Origin of the sequence: Luteibacter anthropi (assembly GCF_011759365.1) — a bacterium.
GTDB classification, from domain to species: domain Bacteria; phylum Pseudomonadota; class Gammaproteobacteria; order Xanthomonadales; family Rhodanobacteraceae; genus Luteibacter; species Luteibacter anthropi.
The window spans coordinates 18,527-37,643 of the sequence record NZ_JAARLZ010000019.1 but is presented as its reverse complement, the minus strand read 5'-3'; the positions used below and the strand labels follow the sequence as shown (position 1 = coordinate 37,643).

The 19,117-nt window shown below is 66.0% G+C and carries 21 protein-coding genes; 5 read left to right on the top strand and 16 right to left on the bottom strand.

Annotated features, from left to right (window positions below; translation table 11 throughout):
• Positions 1 to 352: 352 nt before the first annotated feature.
• The 12 genes from ptsP to HBF25_RS21900 form a co-directional block, all read right to left on the bottom strand.
• Complete coding sequence (gene ptsP / locus HBF25_RS21955) at positions 353 to 2,122, bottom strand: phosphoenolpyruvate--protein phosphotransferase (protein WP_166953021.1); 1,770 nt, start codon at positions 2,120 to 2,122, stop codon at positions 353 to 355.
• Between the two features lie 31 nt (positions 2,123 to 2,153).
• Positions 2,154 to 2,423: an HPr family phosphocarrier protein gene (locus HBF25_RS21950; RefSeq protein WP_166953018.1), complete on the bottom strand. Its 270-nt coding sequence runs from the start codon at positions 2,421 to 2,423 to the stop codon at positions 2,154 to 2,156.
• Complete coding sequence (locus tag HBF25_RS21945; protein WP_166953015.1) at positions 2,416 to 2,808, bottom strand: PTS sugar transporter subunit IIA; 393 nt, start codon at positions 2,806 to 2,808, stop codon at positions 2,416 to 2,418. Before HBF25_RS21945 ends, HBF25_RS21950 begins: the two co-directional genes overlap by 8 nt.
• Positions 2,809 to 2,847: 39 nt before the next feature.
• A complete protein-coding gene (gene rapZ, locus HBF25_RS21940; protein ID WP_166953029.1) occupies positions 2,848 to 3,729 on the bottom strand; it encodes an RNase adapter RapZ in 882 nt (293 codons plus the stop codon).
• Positions 3,730 to 3,749: 20 nt separating this feature from the next.
• Complete coding sequence (gene hprK / locus HBF25_RS21935; protein ID WP_166953012.1) at positions 3,750 to 4,700, bottom strand: HPr(Ser) kinase/phosphatase; 951 nt, start codon at positions 4,698 to 4,700, stop codon at positions 3,750 to 3,752.
• Between the two features lie 110 nt (positions 4,701 to 4,810).
• Positions 4,811 to 5,161 (bottom strand): ribosome hibernation-promoting factor, HPF/YfiA family, encoded by a 351-nt coding sequence (gene hpf / locus HBF25_RS21930; protein ID WP_166953009.1) that lies wholly within the window; start codon positions 5,159 to 5,161, stop codon positions 4,811 to 4,813.
• Positions 5,162 to 5,284: 123 nt separating this feature from the next.
• Positions 5,285 to 6,769 carry an RNA polymerase factor sigma-54 gene (locus HBF25_RS21925; RefSeq protein ID WP_166953006.1) on the bottom strand — a complete coding sequence of 495 codons (1,485 nt, stop codon included), beginning with the start codon at positions 6,767 to 6,769 and terminating at the stop codon, positions 5,285 to 5,287.
• Between the two features lie 96 nt (positions 6,770 to 6,865).
• On the bottom strand, positions 6,866 to 7,585 hold the full coding sequence (gene lptB / locus HBF25_RS21920; RefSeq protein WP_166953003.1) for an LPS export ABC transporter ATP-binding protein: 720 nt from the start codon (positions 7,583 to 7,585) through the stop codon (positions 6,866 to 6,868).
• 4 nt (positions 7,586 to 7,589) lie between these two features.
• Positions 7,590 to 8,189, bottom strand: a complete 600-nt coding sequence (lptA, locus tag HBF25_RS21915) for a lipopolysaccharide transport periplasmic protein LptA (protein WP_341778403.1) — start codon at positions 8,187 to 8,189, stop codon at positions 7,590 to 7,592.
• 22 nt (positions 8,190 to 8,211) lie between these two features.
• Positions 8,212 to 8,811: an LPS export ABC transporter periplasmic protein LptC gene (gene lptC, locus HBF25_RS21910; RefSeq protein WP_341778402.1), complete on the bottom strand. Its 600-nt coding sequence runs from the start codon at positions 8,809 to 8,811 to the stop codon at positions 8,212 to 8,214.
• Positions 8,808 to 9,356, bottom strand: a complete 549-nt coding sequence (locus HBF25_RS21905; protein WP_166952997.1) for a KdsC family phosphatase — start codon at positions 9,354 to 9,356, stop codon at positions 8,808 to 8,810. The genes lptC and HBF25_RS21905 overlap by 4 nt, the downstream gene beginning before the upstream one ends.
• Before the next feature lie 41 nt (positions 9,357 to 9,397).
• Complete coding sequence (locus tag HBF25_RS21900) at positions 9,398 to 10,411, bottom strand: KpsF/GutQ family sugar-phosphate isomerase (protein ID WP_166952994.1); 1,014 nt, start codon at positions 10,409 to 10,411, stop codon at positions 9,398 to 9,400.
• 173 nt (positions 10,412 to 10,584) lie between these two features.
• On the opposite strand from HBF25_RS21900, the gene HBF25_RS21895 reads away from it, so the two are divergent.
• Both HBF25_RS21895 and murA read left to right on the top strand, forming a co-directional pair.
• Complete coding sequence (locus HBF25_RS21895; protein WP_166952991.1) at positions 10,585 to 10,824, top strand: BolA family protein; 240 nt, start codon at positions 10,585 to 10,587, stop codon at positions 10,822 to 10,824.
• A 47-nt stretch (positions 10,825 to 10,871) separates the two neighbouring features.
• Positions 10,872 to 12,131: a UDP-N-acetylglucosamine 1-carboxyvinyltransferase gene (gene murA / locus HBF25_RS21890; protein WP_166952988.1), complete on the top strand. Its 1,260-nt coding sequence runs from the start codon at positions 10,872 to 10,874 to the stop codon at positions 12,129 to 12,131.
• A gap of 49 nt (positions 12,132 to 12,180) precedes the next feature.
• On the opposite strand, the gene HBF25_RS21885 is transcribed toward murA, so the two are convergent.
• The 4 genes from HBF25_RS21885 to purM form a co-directional block, all read right to left on the bottom strand.
• Positions 12,181 to 13,116, bottom strand: a complete 936-nt coding sequence (locus tag HBF25_RS21885; RefSeq protein ID WP_166952985.1) for an HvnC protein — start codon at positions 13,114 to 13,116, stop codon at positions 12,181 to 12,183.
• A gap of 146 nt (positions 13,117 to 13,262) precedes the next feature.
• Complete coding sequence (locus HBF25_RS21880; RefSeq protein ID WP_166952982.1) at positions 13,263 to 13,964, bottom strand: DUF3108 domain-containing protein; 702 nt, start codon at positions 13,962 to 13,964, stop codon at positions 13,263 to 13,265.
• Between the two features lie 218 nt (positions 13,965 to 14,182).
• Entirely contained in the window at positions 14,183 to 14,809 is a 627-nt protein-coding gene (gene purN, locus HBF25_RS21875) for a phosphoribosylglycinamide formyltransferase (RefSeq protein ID WP_166952979.1), read from the bottom strand.
• An 8-nt stretch (positions 14,810 to 14,817) separates the two neighbouring features.
• A complete protein-coding gene (gene purM / locus HBF25_RS21870; protein WP_166952976.1) occupies positions 14,818 to 15,855 on the bottom strand; it encodes a phosphoribosylformylglycinamidine cyclo-ligase in 1,038 nt (345 codons plus the stop codon).
• Positions 15,856 to 15,992: 137 nt separating this feature from the next.
• Between purM and HBF25_RS21865 the strand changes: the two genes are divergently transcribed.
• The 3 genes from HBF25_RS21865 to hda all read left to right on the top strand — a co-directional run bounded on the left by HBF25_RS21865 (position 15,993) and on the right by hda (position 18,946).
• Positions 15,993 to 16,982, top strand: a complete 990-nt coding sequence (locus tag HBF25_RS21865) for a DUF2066 domain-containing protein (protein ID WP_166952973.1) — start codon at positions 15,993 to 15,995, stop codon at positions 16,980 to 16,982.
• Between the two features lie 99 nt (positions 16,983 to 17,081).
• Positions 17,082 to 18,251: an AI-2E family transporter gene (locus HBF25_RS21860; RefSeq protein ID WP_166952970.1), complete on the top strand. Its 1,170-nt coding sequence runs from the start codon at positions 17,082 to 17,084 to the stop codon at positions 18,249 to 18,251.
• Positions 18,248 to 18,946, top strand: coding sequence for a DnaA regulatory inactivator Hda (hda, locus tag HBF25_RS21855; protein WP_166952967.1), 699 nt, complete (start codon positions 18,248 to 18,250; stop codon positions 18,944 to 18,946). The genes HBF25_RS21860 and hda overlap by 4 nt, the downstream gene beginning before the upstream one ends.
• Positions 18,947 to 19,117: the final 171 nt, after the last annotated feature.

Below are 19,117 nucleotides of genomic sequence, written 5' to 3'. Positions count from 1 at the left end.
TAAACCAGCGACCTCGGCAGACACTGGGCTTCCAGTGTCCGGCTGAAGTACTTCATCAAACTGTTGCACCGACCGGTTGAGATCGCCGGAGGCCGAGTCAGGAAACCCCGCCCGCTCCCCGTGCCCGAAGGGGCGTAAGCCATAAGACACTGAGCCGCGCAGCGGCTCCTCCTTTCCCGAGGGACACCGCAGGCCGGCGCGCCAAGGGCCGCACCCGTCGCCTCGTTCGCCGCCACGCTCACGCGCCGAGTGCGAGGCCGGAAGGCGAGCCCTCCCTACGAAGCGACGCACCACAAGGGCCGCTTTACTACGGAGCGACACCATTCCAACCGGTCGCGCGCGAGGCGCGCTCCTACAGGGGGATGGCTTGTTGGGTGGGGCATTCGGCCTGGCGTTGGATGACTTCCAGTAGGCGGGCTTCCACGTCGTCGCGGGTGTGCGAGCGGAACAGGGCCGGGGCCGCGCGGCGCAGGGACTGGCAGTCGAGGGACGCGAGGCGGTCGCGTACCTGGAGCAGCTGGCCCGGGTGCATGCTGAATTCTTCCAGGCCCATGGCCAGGAGCAGGGCGGTGAATTGCGTGTCGCCTGCGATTTCGCCGCAGAGGCTGACGGGCTTCTTTGCACGACGACCGGCCGCGATCACATGCGCGATAAGGCGCAGGAACGCGGGCTGCAATGGGTCGTAGATGCCTTCCAGTGCGTCGTTGTTGCGGTCGGCGGCAAGTACGTACTGTGCGAGGTCGTTCGTGCCGATGGCGAGGAAGTCGGCCTTTTCGAGGATGGGGCCGATGCCGATGGCGGCGGCGGGCACTTCGATCATGGCACCGATGTCCAGGCGCTCGGGCAGTTCCTGGCCTTGCTCGGCGAGTTCGGCGCGCGCCTTCTTGATGAGGGTGCGTACCGAGATCAGCTCGCCGACATGCGTGACCATGGGAATCAGCACGCGCACCGGGCCATAACAGGCTGCACGCAGGATGGCACGCAGCTGCACGCTGAAGATATCCGCGTAACGCAGCGACAGGCGGATGCCTCGCACACCCAGTGCCGGGTTGTCTTCGCCACGAATGGCGAGGCCCGCGGCATCGGCCTTGTCGGCGCCGAGGTCGAGCGTGCGGATGGTGACAGGCTGGCCGCCCATGCCGAGTACGAGATCGCGATAGGCGACGAACTGCTCTTCTTCCGAAGGCAGGCCGCGCTGACGCAGGAACAGGAATTCGGAGCGGTACAGACCCACGCCATCGGCGCCACGCGCACGGGCAAGCGTGATATCGCTGCTCATTTCCGCATTGGCGTAGAGGCGGATGTGGGCGCCATCGCGGGTAAGCGTGGGCGCTGAAGCGAGCGCGGCAAGGCGCCGCCCTTCGGCCGCCGCCTGGCGCTGCCACTGGCGGTAACGGGTGAGATCCTGTGCCGTGGGGTGCACGATGACTTCGCCGTTCTCGGCGTCGATCAGCACGAGGTCGTCGTCGTTGATCGTGGCCAGGGCATCCTTCGTGCCTACCAGCATGGGCAGGTTGAAGCTGCGCGCAAGAATCGCGCTATGCGAATACACGCTGCCGGCACTGCCGATGACGCCCAGCAGGCCCTGTCCGGCCATGCTGGCAAGATCGGCGGGTGCCACCGTATCGCTCACCACGATTTCGCCCACGCGCGAGGCGATCTTGCGCTCTTCGCGACTGGACTGCTGCTGCAGGGCCGTCATGACCCGTCCGATGACCTGGTCGATGTCTTCGCCGCGGCTCTTCAGGTAGGGATCGTTCATGGCGTCGAAGACGGCGGCGAGGCGATCGCGCTGCATCTTCAGGGCCGCGCTGGCGGTGTAATGGCCGACGGACACCAGTTCGTCGAGGCCGCGGAGCAGTTCCTCGTCATCGAGCAGCAGGCTGTGCGCGTCGATGAAGTCGCCCACTTCGCGGGCGAGGGCGCCGTGCAGCTTGCCGCGCAGTTCGTGCAGCTCGGTGCGGGCGGTATCGAGGGCCTTGTGCAGCCTTTCGATTTCGGGGCCGACTTCGGCCTCGTCGAGCATCCGGGTGTCCACCGCGAAGATGCTCGGCTGGACCAGACGCGCCCGTCCGAGGGCCATGCCTCGTGCGGCTTGCGTACCGGTCAGCACATGTCTCATGCAGGCCTCTCGAAAATGTCGTGTCGCATGGTTACTGGCCTTCGTCGAACTTGTCGTTGAACAGCTTTACCACGGCAGCGAGGGCGGCTTCGGCATCCGGGCCTTCCGCCCGGATAGTCAGCGGCGTGCCGAGGCCCGCCGCCAGCATCATGACGCCCATGATGCTCTGCGCGTTGACTTCGCGTCCCTTGCTGATGAGGTGCACCGTCGATTTGAAGCTGGAGACGAGCTGGACAAGCTTGGCGGACGCCCGGGCATGCAGCCCCAGGCGGTTGGATACGGTGATGTCCTGTTCAAGCATGATCGATGAAGATCCCCCCGCGACCGCCGGTGGCCGCGATCTCGGCCAGTTCGGGTAGCGATTTTTCCGAATAGTTGAGTACGCGCAGCAGCATGGGCAGGTTGAGCCCGGACACGCAGCGCAGGCGAACCCCCAGTTCGCCAAGGGAAAGGCCGATGTTGCAGGGCGTGGCGCCGTAAAGGTCAGCCAGCACCAGCACACCTTCGCCCGTGTCCAGATCGCGGGCGTGCTTGGCCGTAAGGCCACGCATCACGTCGGGATCGGCACTGGGCGGCACCTCCACGGCATCGACCGTGAGGGGCAATTTGGGCATGACGTGGTGGGCGGCCGAGATAAGCGCCTTGCCGACCGCTTCATGGGTCATGAGGAGGACGCCGACGCTCATCGCCCGGATGCTCGCTGTAACTGGGGATGGGTCATGGTGTCACTCTAGCTCGCGATGGAAAGTCAGTACGTTGCCGCGTTCGGAACGGAAATGCCGGGCCAGTCGCTCTACCAGGTAGACCGACCGGTGGCGACCGCCCGTACACCCGATGGACACGGTGACGTAGCTGCGGTCGTCTCCTTCGAAGCGCGGCAGCCATGTATCCAGCCACCGGGCGACATCGACATAGTACTCGTCCACCAGCGGATTGGCGTCGAGGAATTCACGCACGGGCAGGTCCTTGCCCGAGAACGGCCGCAGGCGCGGGTCCCAGTGCGGGTTGGGCAGGCAGCGGGCGTCGAAGACGAAATCGGCGTCCAGCGGCAGGCCGCGCCGGTAGGCGAAGGATTCGAACAGGATCGTGGTGCCGTCGCTGGCGGCCGCATAGCCGGTGGCGAACAGGCGGCGCAGCTGGTGCACGTTGAGGTCGCTGGAGTCGATCACCTTCTCGGCAATGGACACCAGCGGGCGCAGCAGGCGGCGTTCCTCGGCGATGGAATCGGCCAGGGACAGCCGTTCGGCGGCCAGCGGGTGGCGGCGCCGGGTTTCCGAGTAGCGCTTGATGAGTACATCGTCGCGGCTATCGAGGAAGATCAGGTGCACGTGCACGCCGATGGACGACAGCTCCGACAGCACGTGAGGCATGCGCTGGAGGTCGCTGCGGCGGTTGCGCACGTCCACGCCCACGGCGATGCGACGGCGCGGCCCATGCTCGCCCTGGCTCACGGCGGCCACGAGCTGGGGAATCAGCTCGGCCGGCATGTTGTCGACGCAGTAGAACTCCAGGTCTTCCAGTGCGCGCAGGGCCACGGTCTTGCCGCCGCCGGACATGCCGGTGAGCACCACCAGGTGGATGGCGTCGGGCTCGACGATGGGCTGCATCACGGTTTCGCTCACGTCGGTCACCACGGGGAGAATCGGCGCATCTGGTGCGCCTGACGGTCGATGAAGGTCTGCGCCGGGTCGATGCCCTTGCTCTTGAGCACGTGATTGCGCACGGCGGCCTCCACCAGCACCGCGAGGTTGCGGCCGGGGGCGACGGGGATGGTGATCTTGGGCACGTCCACGTCCAACACGTTGCGCCGGCTGACGTCGCCGGTGAGACGGGTCATGGCATCGGTTTCCTCGCCGTCGCGCAGCGGCTTCAGGTGGATGACCAGACGAAGGTACTTGGACGGTTTGACCGCCGTGTGGCCGAACATCTCGCGGATGTTCAGCACGCCCAGGCCGCGCACTTCCAGGAGATCCTGGAGCAGTTCGGGACAGGCGCCGTCGATGACGTCGGGGGCGATCAGGGTGAATTCGGTGGCATCGTCGGCCACCAGGCGATGGCCACGGCTGATCAGTTCCAGCGCCAGTTCGCTCTTGCCCGAACCTGGCTCGCCGGTAATCAGCACGCCGATGGAGAACACCTCAAGGAACACGCCGTGCAGCGTGATGCGGGGGGCGAGCGTGCGGGCCAGGTGGTATTGCAGGTAAGTCAGCAGCTCATGGCCGCGCTTGGTGCTCTGCCACAGCGGGGTGTCGGTTTCTTCGGCTACCTCGCGCAGGTCGGCCGGGACGGACTGGTCCTTGGTGACGATGAGCGCAGCGGGCTGGTAGGCGGCGATCTTGTGGATGGCTTCCCAGCGCTGTCGGGAATCCAGGCCGTCGAGGAAATTGAGCTCCTCGGTACCGATGATCTGCACCTTGTTGGGGTAGATCACGTTCAGGTAGCCGACCAGCGACGGGCGCCGGCTCTGCTTGGCGTTGGGCTCCAGGACGCGCGATTCGCCGCGCATGCCGGCGGCCCAGCGCAGCGCCATGCGCTCGTGTACTCCGTCGAAGAGTTGTCTGGCGGTGAGCCGTTCCACGCTGAGGTTCCATCAGGAAGACGAAGCCGGCGCATGGGCGCCGGCCTGCCTATTGTGCCATCAAGCGTGGTGCGGGTCCGCCCGGGGCGCCCGGGAGGACCCGTCTGGGCTCATTCCACCGCCGCGCGGGCCTCCCGACCCTCGGCGTTATGGTGGTCCTTGAGCTTTTCCTTATGCTTTTTCAGCTGATCGGCGAGCTTGGTCACCATCTCGTCGATAGCGGCATACATGCGGTCGCTGATGGTGCCGTCCTGGAGGCGGGCATGGCCCTCGGCGTGCAGGCGGGTTCCCGAACAGTGCAGGGTGCCTCCGGCCTTGTGCTCGGCCTTGTCCACGGAGAGCACCACGTCTAACCCGGTGATGTTGTCGAAAAGGCGTTCGAAGCGGCCGATTTGCTGCTCCACGCGTTCGCGGAGGGCGGGGGTGACCTGGATGTGCTGGCCGCTGATCTGGATTTGCATGACGCCTCCTTCTTGCTGAGGTTGCCGCCTCGCCGGCGGCGAGATCGGAATGACGGTGTGTCATTCCCGGAATGCATCTTTTCGGTAGACCGTATTACCTCTGTTGGGGTTCCCCGTGCCGGTTCAACCCGCGCGCACGCGTTCGCTTGAACTGGGTATGCGAAGTGCTTCACGGTATTTGGCGACCGTACGCCGAGCCACCTGGATACCGCGACCGTGAAGCTCTTCGGCGAGCGCCTGGTCGGACAACGGTTTGCGTGGGTCCTCCCCACCGATGAGTTTGCGCAGCATCGCCTGGATGGCCGTGGCGGACGCGCTGCCGCCATCCTCCGTGGCCACGCCGCTGGAGAAGAAGTGTTTCAGTTCGAACGTGCCACGCGGTGTGTGCATGTACTTGCGCGTGGTGACGCGCGAGATGGTGGACTCGTGCATGCCCACTTCCTCGGCCACTTCGCGCAGCACCAGCGGATGCATGGCTTCCGGGCCGTAATCGAGGAAGGCACTCTGCCGGCGCACGATGGCTTCGGCCACCTTGGTCAGCGTTTCGGCGCGTGATTGCAGGCTCTTGAGTAACCAGCGCGCTTCCTGGAGCTGGCCCTTCATCCATGTGGCGTCGTCGCCGCGTGCACGGGCGATGAGACCGCAGTAATGCTGGTTGAGACCTAGGCGCGGTTGCGCGTCGGGATTGAGGCTGACCTGCCAGCGACCGTTCTCGCGTCGTGCGTAGACATCGGGTGCCACGTATTCCACGGGCGTGGCATCCAGCGCCGCACCGGGGCGTGGATCGAGCGTGCGGATGAGTGCTGCGGCTGCGGCTACTTCGTCTTCTGGCGCCTTGAACTTGCGCGCGATCTTCGGGATGTCGTTGCGTGCGAGCAGTTCCAGTTCGTCGTTGACGATGCGCATGGCGAGATCGCGATGCGGCGTGTCGTCGGCGAACTGCGAAAGCTGACAGAACAGGCAGTCGCGAAGATCGAGGCTGGCGATGCCGGTGGGATCGAAACGCTGCACGCGCTGGCGTACCGCTTCGATTTCCTGTGCGGTAGCACCTAACTCGGCAGGCAACGCCGCATGCACGGCATCCACGCCGTCGCGCAGGTAGCCGTCTTCGTCGAGCGCGTGGATGATTGCCGTGGCGATCGCGTGATCGCGCGGTGTGAACTGCGACAGATTGAGCTGCCACGCCAGGTGTTGCTGAAGGCTTTCCGGTGCGGCGTTTTGCGGTTCGAAACCGTCGTCGTCGCCACTGCCGGAGGCGCGCGAAGGCGCGCCTGCGTAGTCGCCGCCTTCACCATGGAAACGATCGTCGTCGCCCCATTCGGGCGTGTGTTCGTCGGAAGGTGGTGCGGCGGAGTCGACTTCTTTCGTCGACTTGGACGAGGTGTCGTCGCGCACGCTGAAATCGTTGGCCTGGAAACCTTCCTCGACGGTGGCTTCCGCTTCGGGTTCGGCGTCTTCGGCGAACTCGAGCAGGGGGTTGCCTTCCGCGATCTGGCGGAGTTCGGCCTCGAGCTCAAGCTGCGACAGTTGCAGCAGGCGGATGGCCTGTTGCAACTGCGGGGTCAGCGTCAGCTGCTGATGGAGGCGAAACTGAAGTCCGGGTTTCATGCCTTGCAATGCTCAGGGTGCCGAAGCCATCGTAACCCCTTGCGTGGCACCCGGCCAGCACCCTTACAGGGGTGTTCTGGCCGGAAGGGGGCAGGATCAGATCCGGAATTCACGTCCCAGGTACACCTCGCGCACCTTTTCGTCGGCGAGGATGTGCTGCGGGGTGCCGCGCGATAGCACGACGCCGTCGTTGAGAATGTAGGCGCGGTCACAGATGCCGAGGGTCTCACGCACGTTGTGATCGGTGATGAGCACGCCGATGCCACGTTCTTTCAGGTGACGCACGATGCGCTGGATCTCGCCCACCGAGATGGGGTCCACGCCCGCGAACGGTTCGTCGAGCAGCATGTAACGCGGGCGCGCGGCCAGTGCGCGGGCAATCTCCACGCGACGACGCTCACCGCCGGAGAGACTGATGCCCTTCTGTTCGGCGATGTGGGTGATCTTCAGCTCGTCGAGCAGGCTTTCCTGTTCGTCTTCGCGCTGTTTCTGCGTCATGCCTTCGCGCAGTTCGAGCACGGCCATGATGTTGTCCGCCACGCTCAGGCGGCGGAACACCGAGGCTTCCTGCGGGAGGTAGCCGATGCCGAGCTTGGCGCGCGAATGCATGGGCAGGCCGGTGATGTCCTGCTGGTCGAGCTTGATCTCGCCGGCGTCGGCCTGGATCAGGCCCACCACCATGTAGAAGCAGGTGGTCTTGCCGGCGCCGTTGGGGCCAAGCAGGCCCACCACTTCGCCTTCGCGGATGGAGAAGGCGAAATCGCGGACCACCTGGCGCGCACGGAAGCGCTTCTGCAGGCCTTGGGCTGAAAGCATCGTGTCAGGGCTTCTTGGTGGGTGCGGCCGGAACGGCCGGCGGCGTGGCGGGCTTGGCCGGGGCGGCGCCAGGCGCAGGCGCGGGCTGCTGCTTCGGCTGGAAGATCATGTGCACGGGTTCGGCGCCGTTGCTTTCGCCGGTCATCGTGCTGGTGTTGGTGTTGTAGGTGAGCTTGTCGCCGTTGCTCTGGTTGAGCTTCTTGCGATCGGCCGGGTCGACTTCCTTCTCGACGTGCGCCTTGCCCGTGAGCACGGCGATGCCGCTGGAGGTGTTCTTGGCGTCGCCGTTGTCGGGTGTGTAGTCGATGTTGTTCGCGTTGCCGCGCATCCACAGGTTCTGTTCGTCCTGCTGCTGCATGTGGGCGTTACCGTCCACGACCACGCGGATGAGCTGGTTGTCGGCATCCAGATAGCCCGTGGCCTTGTTGCCGGTGACCGTCAGGGTGCCCTGGGTGAGCTTGACGTTGCCCGTCCAGATGACATGGCCCGGATTCTTGTCGGTGGGCTGCTGCTGCGTGCCGTCGAACGAGGTCGAGATGACGTTGATCGGCTGCTGGCGATCGGACTGCTTGGCAAAGGCGGCGCCGCTCGCCAGGAGCGCCACGCCGAACGCCGCGAGGACGGCCTTAGCGCTTGCGCGGCATGTAGACGGTGTGGACTGCATCGAGGAGCTCCAAATGCTTGGTATCGAGGTTGGCGCGCATGCCGACGCCGTCCATTGTAGAGGTTCCCTGCACGATACGCGCCGCCTCGGCCGTTTCCAGGCGGTTCTCCTTGGGCCACGCGGTGACCTCGGAGGTATCGATGCTGGCGGGCGGGTTCGTGTCGAAGGCGATGCGGTCCATGTGGACCTTGCCCTGCAGCTTCAGGATGGTGCCGTCCTTGTTCACCCAGCCATATTCCGAGTGTCCCTTCCAGGGCGGGCTGTCTGGCTCCTTTACGGAGGGCAGCACGAAATCGGGGGCGTTGATGTACAGCGAATCGTCGTCCTCGCGGCGCTCCAGGTGGGGCGCGACCAGCGTGAAGCCGTATTTGCCCTCATCGTTGTACGAGTCGAGGTGAAAATTGGTGAGGGTGTAGCCGGAGCGCGGCGGGCCGATGAAATCCTGCACCTTCTTTGCCGGGGCGACCCAGTAATAGAGCAGGACGCTGGCGCCGAGGGCGGCCGCGAGCATGCCGGCCACGCCGGCGGTGCTGCGGTCCTTGAAGAAGTTCAGCACACTCACAGCCAGCGGTCCCGCTCGGCTTCGGCCTTGCCCTGGGCGGCGAGGATCATGTCGGCCACCTCGCGGGCGGCGCCATAGCCACCGGACAGCCGGGTGCGCCAATGGGCGCGTTCGGCCACCCAGGGGTGGGCGTTGGCGGTGGCAACGGCCAGGCCGCTGATACCCATGGCCGGCAGGTCGGGCAGGTCGTCGCCGATGAAGGCGGCCTGTTCGGGGGTGAGCCGCAGGGCGTCCAGCAGCTCGATCAGGCAGGCGCGCTTGTCTTTCTGGCCCTGGTAGACGTGCTGGATGCCCAGTTCCTCGGCGCGCAGCGACACCGGGTGGCTGATCCGCGCCGTGATGATGGCGACCTTCACGCCGTTTTCCTGCAGGCGCTTCAGCCCAAGGCCGTCATGCACGTGGAAGACCTTGGTCTCGCGGCCGTCCTCGGCGTACCAGAGGCGGCCGTCGGTGAGCGTGCCATCCACGTCGAATACGGCCACGCGCACTCGGGCGGCGCGTTCGGCGACATCGGCGGGAATCGGGGAATAGTGGGTATAGGCCATGGTCAGCAATATGGGGACGAGAGGCTGGCGCCGGGAGGGCGTCAGACGACGCGGGCGCGCAGGAGGTCGTGGATGTTCAACGCGCCGACCACGCGCTGGTTGTCGTCGGTAACCAGCAGGGAGTGGATGCCATGGCGTTCCATGAGCTGCGCGGCTTCGCCGGCGAGCTTGTCGGGGCCGATGGTCTTCGGGCCACGGCTCATCAGTTGCGCCACGGTGGCACCGCGCAGGTCCACGGCGTGATCGTCGAGGGCGCGGCGGAGATCGCCATCGGTGAACACGCCCAGCAGGCGGTCCTCGGCGTCGACCACGGCGGTCATGCCCAGGTGCTTGCGGGTCATTTCCACCAGCGCCTCGCTGACGGTGGCTTCCTGGGTGACGCGGGGCACGTCTTCGCCCGCATGCATCACGTCGGAGATGCGCAGCAGCAGGCGGCGGCCAAGGCTGCCGGCCGGATGCGAGCGCGCGAAATCGTCGGAAGTGAAGCCACGGGCTTCCAGCAGGGCCACGGCCAGGGCGTCACCCATCACCAGCGCGGCCGTGGTGCTTGCCGTGGGGGCCAGGCCGTGCGGGCAGGCCTCGCAGGCGACATTGGCATCGAGGTTCACTTCGGCCTGGTTCGCCAGCGACGACGTGGGTTTGCCCGTGATCGAGATCAGGGGAATGCCCTGGCGCTTGATCGCCGGCAGGATGAAGAGCAGTTCGTCCGTCTCGCCGGAGTAGGAGATGGCAAGCAGGATGTCGTCGGGCTGGATCATGCCCAGGTCGCCGTGACTGGCCTCGCCCGGGTGCACGAAGAACGACGGCGTGCCGGTGGATGCCAGGGTCGCGGCGATCTTGCGCGCGATATGGCCGGACTTGCCCATGCCGGAGACCACCACGCGCCCCTTGCAGCTGAGGATCATCTGGCAGGCGGTGACGAAGGCGGCATCCACCCGCGATTCGAGCGCACGGATGGCGGCGGCCTCGGTCGCGATGACGGTACGGGCGCTGCGGACGACGGTGTCGGCGTTCACGAGGGGCTGCTCGGCGTGCGAAGCGGTACGGGCGTTCATGCGGCCTCTGGGGTCCGGGTCGGGGCGGCGAACCCGGGATGTCCATTTCTGCGACACCGGATTTCCATTACCATTACATATTCTCATTTTATCGTCGCTGCCATCGACCGGCGATTCAGGCTCCGTTTCGGAACCTCCGCCCGACCGCAGCGACTCCCCCTACCGGAGAATCCATGGACGCTGCCCGCATCCAGGCATTGATCGAAGCCGGCCTGCCCGGCGCCCGGGTGGACGTGCGCGGTGACGACGGCGTCCACTTCGAAGCCGACGTCATCTCGGAACAGTTCGCCGGCAAGCTGCCTCTCGCCCGTCATCGCCTGGTCTACGCCACCCTTGGCGACCTCATGGGCGGCGCCATCCACGCCCTGGGCCTCAAGACCCTCACCCCGGAAGAAGCCGCCGGCCGCCGCTAGGGCGCCCTTCGACTTCCGTCACGTCTTTCCTTTCAAGGCATCCATCCATGGCCAAGATCCTTATCAGCGGCGGTCAGCCGCTCCAGGGTGAGGTCGGTATTTCGGGCGCGAAGAACGCCGTCCTGCCGATTCTCGCTTCCTGCCTGCTCGCCGACGAACCGGTCAGCATCGGCAACGTGCCGCACCTGCACGACGTCACCACCTTCATCGAACTGCTGGGCCGCATGGGCGTCAGCGTGGTCCTCGACGACCGCATGAAGATGCACATCGACCCGCGCCCCGAGAACTCCTGCATCGCCCCGTACGAGCTGGTGCGCACCATGCGCGCGTCCATTCTCGTGCTCGGTCCGCTGGTGGCCCGCTACGGCAAGGCCGAGGTTTCGCTGCCCGGTGGTTGCGCCATCGGCTCGCGTCCGGTCGACCAGCACATCCGCGGCCTGCAGGCGCTCGGCGCCGAGGTCACGGTCGAGAACGGCTACATCAAGGCGAAGGCCGGCCGCCTGAAGGGCGCCCGCATCGTCATGGACATGGTCACGGTCACCGGTACCGAGAACATCCTGATGGCCGCCACGCTGGCCCAGGGCACCACCATCATCGAAAACGCGGCGCAGGAGCCCGAGGTCGTCGACCTGGCGCATTGCCTCATCGCGATGGGCGCGAAGATCGACGGCGTGGGTACCTCCACGCTGGTGATCGAAGGCGTGGAACGCCTGCACGGTGCGCACTACGAAGTGCTGCCCGACCGCATCGAAACCGGCACCTTCCTCGTTGGCGCCGCGATGACCGGCGGCAAGGTCCGCGCCCGTGGCGCGCGTGCCGACACGCTGGATTCCGTGTTGCAGAAGCTGGAAGAAGCCGGCGCGCACATCAGCACGGGCAAGGACTGGATCGAGCTCGACATGCAGGGTCGCCGTCCGAAGGCGGTGAACATCATCACCGCGCCGTACCCGGCGTTCCCCACCGACATGCAGGCACAGTTCACCGCGCTCAACTGCGTGGCCGAGGGCACTGGCGTCATCACGGAAACGGTGTTCGAAAACCGCTTCATGCATGCGCTTGAGCTTCAGCGCCTGGGTGCGGATATCCGCCTTGAAGGCAACACCGCCATCATCACTGGCGTGCCCAAGATGAGCGGTGCCCCGATCATGGCCACCGACCTGCGTGCCTCGGCCTGCCTCGTGCTCGCCGGCCTCGTGGCCGAAGGCGACACCACGGTGGATCGCGTGTACCACATCGATCGCGGCTACGAGAACATCGAGGAAAAGCTCGGCGTCCTGGGCGCGCGCATCCGCCGCCTGCCGGGCTGATGGTTCGCACCCCATCCGACTCGCTCAGCGCGGTAGATGGGGTGCGTTGTCAGGGGTAAGGCACTTCCTGGTCGGCTGCAGCGTAGGTGAAGGTGGCTCTGGCGCCTATGCTTGTCGGCATGGAGACGCGAATGATAGGAACCCATCGCCGCCCCGATGTGTTGTAGAAATCCTTCTGATCGTACTTCGCAATGCTCAGGCCGCTTGTTCCTGAGACGTAGAAGAATGCTTCAATGGGAATACTGGTGGCGATTCCCTGGGGCCATTGCTGGATCACGACTTCGTTCCATTCATTGAACGCATCGGCGCCGATGAGGCGCATGGCGACAGGAATCTGGGCAAAGGCGTCTGCTGAGTTGGGGGTTCCCTGGACCAGTCGGAAGCCACACCGGTAGATGCCGAGCTTGTTGGCAACGTAACGGTCCTTCCAGGCCGCTCCGGTGGTGACGCCGATGCTCTGGCACGGCCCACTCTTTCCAGGCGTTTCCCAATGTTCCCCACACCCTTTGTCGTGTCGTTTGTCGGTGAACCCATCCATCGGATACGCACACAGGACGGTCATCTGGTAATAACCATCGCCAGGGGTATCGGAGAAGAACTTCGGCAGAAGCACGAAGCCATTGCCTGCACCTCTGGCCAATTGCCTGAAGGTGGCATCCTGACGCATCCACGAAAAGGAAACGCCGCCGCCATTGGGGTTGTTGGGATTCGGATCCCAGGCGTGATACGAAGTGGAGTGGCTGGTCGCTCTTACCAGAACGCCTGAACACAGTACGGCTGGGAGAGGCGGGCTGCTGCCGCAAGCCGTGTTTGCTTCATCAAATCGCTTTTGCAGATGCCTCGCGACCGTAGGCCCATCCGTTATTGGAGGGAGTGCCGCATGTGTTTGTGCCGGGACCTGCGAAGGTGGATGTACGGAGGTGCATCCGCTGACCAGTATGGCGATGGCGCAGAAGAAAGCCGATGCAACGGATGTACGTTTCATTTCGACGTCCTTGTCGACGGGCTGGCTGATGAATTCATGCTGCTGTCAGGCAGCACGAGGCGCAAGTAGGTCTTTGGTTGTAGGTGGAAGCGCGCTTATTCGGCAGGACGCGAGCGACGAGGCCGATGGTTGCCGGGTGCGTCGGTTTACTGCCCCTTGTAGCTCACCAGTTCCAGCGTCAGGTCACCGCCGTCGCTCTGTGCCAGCTTCACCGGCACGGGATACCTGGTCGGCGCATACCACGCGCTGAAACCGCCTTCGCCGTCACTGCGCGACACCACCACGGTATCGAACGAACCCGCGGGCACCGTCACCTTTTCGTTGCCGGAGATCTTGAACGCCTGCTGTTCCACCCGCTGCTTTACCGCCACCGGGAAGCTGGCTTCCTTGGCCCCGCCACGCAGGGCGACCCCGAGCGCGAGCGGCAGGGTGTTGCGCTCGACCATGCCGGGCTGGGCCGGGTAGCTGTACGATTTCTTGTTGTCCTGCACCTGCACGTTGCCGCCTTCGATGGTCAGAGAGCGGCTCTTGGGCTTCAGCGTGGAGGCCAGCTCATAGCGGTACGACACCGCCTGCGGCACCTTGCCCGACCAGGTGAACACCGAGGTCTCCGACGTGCTGGCGCCCAGTGCGGCGGCAAGGCCGGAGGTGCCCTGGGTCTTGTTGGTGTACTCGAACTGGCCGTTGGCGGCCGGCTTCAGGGTCACGGTGGCATCGCCGAGCGGGCTGCCGCCCTGGAGCACGTGATAGGTGGCGGTGAAGGACTGCGGCACGTCCGCGGCGAACGCGGCGGCAGGCAGGGCGAGAGCCAGCGCGAGGCCGGCGCGGAGGAGGTTGGGCGTCTTCATGGGCTCAATATAACGGCCCTGACTGAACGTTGGTCGACAACCCGACGGTTTCCCTCAACACCGCCTGCTCGTGTAGGAGCGCGCCTTGCGCGCGACCGGTAGTCGCGAGAAACCCGGGGGTTCACGGCCTTGATCGGTCGCGCGCGAGGCGCGCTCCTACGGAGATAGCGGGGTTTTTGGGATTCACGGCTCTGGCCGGTCGCGCGCGAGGCGCGCTCCTACAGGGATAGGGGGGCTTTCAGGGGGTGGCCGTCGAACATCGGGCCGTTCGACCAGGACAGGCGTCCTGCGGCCATTGCCGACACCACCGCCGGCAGCAGCCGGTGCTCTTCGACCAGCAGGCGTTCGGCCAGTGATTCCTCGGTGTCCCCGGCAAGCACCGGAATGCGCGCCTGCGCGATCACCGGGCCGCCATCCAGTTCGGCGGTGACGAAATGCACGCTGGCGCCATGCTCGGCATCGCCGGCTTCAAGGCACTGCCGATGCGTATGCAGGCCCCGGTACTTCGGCAGCAGCGACGGATGGATGTTGATGGCCCGGCCTGCCCAGCCGGCTACCACGCTGCCGTCGATGATGCGCATGTAGCCGGCCAGCACGAGCAAATCGGGCTTCGCTTCGGCCACCTTGCCGAAAAGCGCACGGTCGAACGCTACGCGATCGGGGAAGTCGCGCGGGCTCAGGTGCATCGTGGGGATGCCTGCCTCGGCGGCCACGGCCAGCGCACCGGCCCTGGCCTTGTCACTGCCGACCAGCACGAACTCCACGGGTAGCCGCGCTGCGATCAGGGCGGCGAGGTTGCTGCCGCGCCCGGAGGCGAGCGCGGCGACGCGCAGGGGGCGATCCACGGACGGGCTCAGGCGATGTGGACGCGCTCGTCGCCGGAAGCGGCGACGACCTTGCCGATCACGCGCGAGGCGAGGCCATGATCATTCAGCACGGCCTGCGTGGCCTCGACCTGTCCGGCCGAGATCAGCACCGTGAAGCCGATGCCGCAGTTGAACGTGCGCCACATTTCTTCGCGGGCGACATTGCCCTCGCGCTGCAGCCACTGGAACACCGGCGGCAGCTCCCACGAGGACGCATCGATGGACAGGCCCAGGCCGTCCGGCACCACGCGGATGATGTTTTCCTTGAGGCCGCCACCGGTGATGTGGGCCATGCCGTGGATGTCCACCTTCGACAGCAGGTCGAGGATGGGCTTCACGTAGATGGTGGTGGGCGCCATCAGGGCGTCCACCAGCTTCACGCCGCCCACGTCGGTGTCGAGCGGCGAACCGGCGCGCTCGAGGATGCGACGCACCAGCGAGTAGCCGTTGGAATGCGGACCGGACGAATCGATGCCGAGGATGACGTCGCCGGCGACGATCTTCGAACCGTCGTTCATGGCCGACTTCTCCACCGCACCGACGGTGAAACCGGCGAGGTCGTACTCGCCCGGCGGGTACATGTCCGGCATTTCGGCCGTTTCACCACCGATGAGGGCGCAGCCGGCCAGTTCGCAGCCGCGGGCGATGCCCGAGACCACGGCCGCCGCGGTATCCACGTGCAGCTTGCCGGTGGCGAAGTAGTCGAGGAAGAACAGCGGCTCGGCGCCCTGCACCAGGACATCGTTGACGCACATGCCGACCAGGTCGATGCCGATGGTGTCGTGGCGGTCGAGCTGGTGGGCCAGCTTGAGCTTGGTGCCCACGCCGTCGGTGCCCGAGACCAGCACGGGCTCCTTGTAGCGGCCGGAAAGGTCGAACAGGCCGCCGAAGCCGCCCAGCCCGCCCATCACTTCGGGACGGAAGGTGCGCTTGACCATCGGCTTGATACGCTCGACGAGCGCATTGCCCGCATCGATATCGACACCCGCGTCGCGGTAGGTGAGGGAGCCCTGATCGGAGGACATGGACGGTTCCGGCACGTATGGGAAACCGTGCATGATAGCAGCAAGCTGACTGGCGTCCGGGATTCTCACGCCCCCTGGATGGACGCCATGACACGCTTTGGGCAGACTTCCCGCCTTCACAGAGCGACGCCAAGACCATGCGCCCAGTCCGCCTCCTTGCCTTCCTGCTGTTCGCCCTGACCCTGTTCGCGGGCGGCGCGATGGCCCAGACCCCGCTGTATACGGTGACCGTGCCCGTGGCCGACACCAGCGCGGCGGTGCGCGACCAGGCCTTCTCCAACGGTCTTACCCAGGTGCTGGCACGGGCCACCAATGGCGCCGATCCGCGCAACAAGCCAGGCTATGCCGAGGCCATGAAATCGCCCGGTGGCCTCGTCCAGCAGTACCAGTACTCGCGCACGGGCGGGGCCAACGGCGCGCCGCTCAGTCTCGAGATCGTGTTCGACCCGGGTGCCATCCGCCGTGTGCTCGCCGTAGGCGATGCGGCCGTGGCAGCGCCCAAGCCGCCCCTGCTGGTGGTGATCCACGATGCCGCGGGCAAGCCGCTGGGTGCCCAGGACGTGACCCCGCTGGCCCAGATGGCCGACACCCGTGGCTACCAGGTGGTGACCCCGCGCGCCGACGCACCGGTGGATGCCGATGCGTTGGCCAAGGGCGATACGGCGGCCATGGCCACCGTGACGCGCCAGTACAACACGGGCACCGTCCTGATCGGCCGGCTGAATGCCGACCAGACCGTCGACTGGACCCTGCTGGCCGGCGGCCGCTCCAGCGACTGGAAAGACAGCGGCGAAGCCCGTCCGGCCCTGCTCACCAACGGCGCCAATGCCGTGGCCGACAAGCTCGACCGCCAGTTCGCGGCCGCCCAGGGCGGCAGCACCAGCGGCAAGGTCTGGGTCACCGGCCTGCATTCGGCCAACGATTACGCCGGCCTGCTCTCCACCTTCCAGAACGACCCGGCCGTGAAGTCGGTGGTGCCGGTCGGCGCCACGGCCGATGGCGTGATGCTCAACGTGAGCGCGGGCGCGCCGCTGGCCCGTCTCGTGGCCGGCTACGCCTCGGGTGGCCATGTGCTCCAGGCCGCCGCCCACGATGGTGCCGACCTCGCCGTGCGCTGGGTTCCCTGACACGGCAGGATTCGCCCGAAGGGGGCACGATCCGCGACAATGCCGTCACTTCCGCCACCGGACCATGGCGGTTTGCTCCCATGCCCATCCAGGACACGCATGACTCACGACAACTCGCGCCGCTGGCAGATGCTGGGCCTCACCGCCGTCATCGTTTTCGTGATCTGGCTGCTGGCACCGGTGCTGATGCCCTTCGCCATCGCGGGCATGCTCGCCTACCTGGGCGACCCGCTGGCCGATCGCCTGCAACGCCTGGGCATGGGCCGCGCCTGGGCGGTGAGCATCGTGTTCACCGTGATCATCGTGATCTTCATCGGCGTGCTGATCCTGCTGGTGCCGCTGATTTCGCACCAGGTGGAAAACCTCTCGGAAAACCTGCCGCATTACATCGAATGGGTGCGTGGCACGGCGTTGCCGTGGATCCAGCAGCGCCTGCACCTGGAGCCGGATACGTTCAATGCCGACAAGGTGCTGGCCGCCATTCGCGAGCATATGGGCTCCATCGGCAGCATCGCCGCCCGCACGGTGGCCAAGGTCACGCAGTCGGGCATGGGCATCATCACCTGGATGGCCAATCTCGTGCTGATCCCGGTCGTGGCGTTCTACCTGCTGCGTGACTGGGACACGATGATCGCGCACATCCAGCGCCTGCTGCCGCGCTCGATCGAACCCACCGTGGTTCGCCTGTCGCGCGAATCGGACCAGGTGCTTGGCGCCTTCGTCCGCGGCCAGTTGCTGGTGATGCTGGCGCTGGGTGTGTTCTATGGCATCGCGCTCACCGCTGTAGGCATTTCCATCGGCCCACTGATCGGCATGATCGCGGGCCTGCTCAGCTTCGTGCCTTACCTCGGTTTCATGATCGGCTTCGTGGCCGCGATGATCGCCGGCCTCGTGCAGTACGGTGACTGGCTGCACGTGATCCTGGTGGCGGTGGTATTCACCGTGGGCCAGCTGCTGGAAGGCTACGTGCTGGTGCCCCGGCTGGTCGGCGGCAAGATCGGCCTGCATCCGGTGGCGGTGATCTTCGCCGTGCTGGCAGGCGGTCACCTGTTCGGCTTCCTCGGCGTGTTGCTGGCCCTGCCGGCCGCGTCGGTGGTAGTGGTATTGTTGCGCTACGTCTTCGCCCGTTACCGTGAGAGCGATCTCTACACGGAGCCGGCTGCCCAGCCCGATCCCGAGCCGGCGAAGGTGGATGTCGATGTGGATGTGGACGTCACGGTCAATGCCCGGCGTCCTCGTCCGATGCTTCCCGACGACGGAAATTCATGACGAGTCAGCAACTCCCGCTCGCCTTGCGCTGGCCACGCCGCCAGCGCTTCGAGCATTTCCATCCCGTGGGCAATGCCGCCGCGGTCGAAGCCCTGCGCGCAGCCTCGGTGTCTGCCGATGCGCCGTGGGTCTTCCTGAGTGGTTCGCTGGGGAGCGGTCGCACCCACCTGCTCATCGCCACCTGCCAGGCAGCGATCGATGCGGGCCGTACCGTGCAATACCTGCCGTTGTCAGCCCTTCGCGGTTCGCGCGCGGAAGCCATCCGGGGGTTGGCGGGCAGCGACGTGCTGGCGATCGACGATCTGGAAGCCGTGGCAGGCGATGCCGATGCCGAGCACGCGCTGTTCGACACCTTCAATAGTTATCGCGCGGAAGGCTGCACACTGCTGTTCGCAGCGAGCGGTCCGCCGGTGTCGCTGGGCATTGCCTTGCCCGACCTGCGTTCGCGCCTGGGTTCGCTCACCCAGCTCACGCTGAAGCCGCTGGACGACGCCGAACGTCGCCACGTGCTGCGCGAGCATGCGCGGGGCCGTGGCATCGAGCTGGACGACACCGTGCTCGACTGGCTGTTCTCGCATCACGCGCGTGATCTTGGCGCCCTGCTGGATCTTCTCGACACGCTCGACCGCGCCACCCTGGCGGCACAGCGCCGCGTCACCGTGCCCTTCCTGCGCAACCTGCTCAAGGCCATGTAGGAGCGCGCCTGCGCGCGACCGGGTGACACGGTAAACCCCAGAAAATACGCCCCACGCACGATACGCTAGCGTGAGCGATGAGCCTTGCGGCGTCAGGGCTTCGTTGGCTTGTCGCGCGCGAGGCGCGCTCCTACAGGGTATCGTGCGCGCGCAAGGCACCGTGCTCTTGTA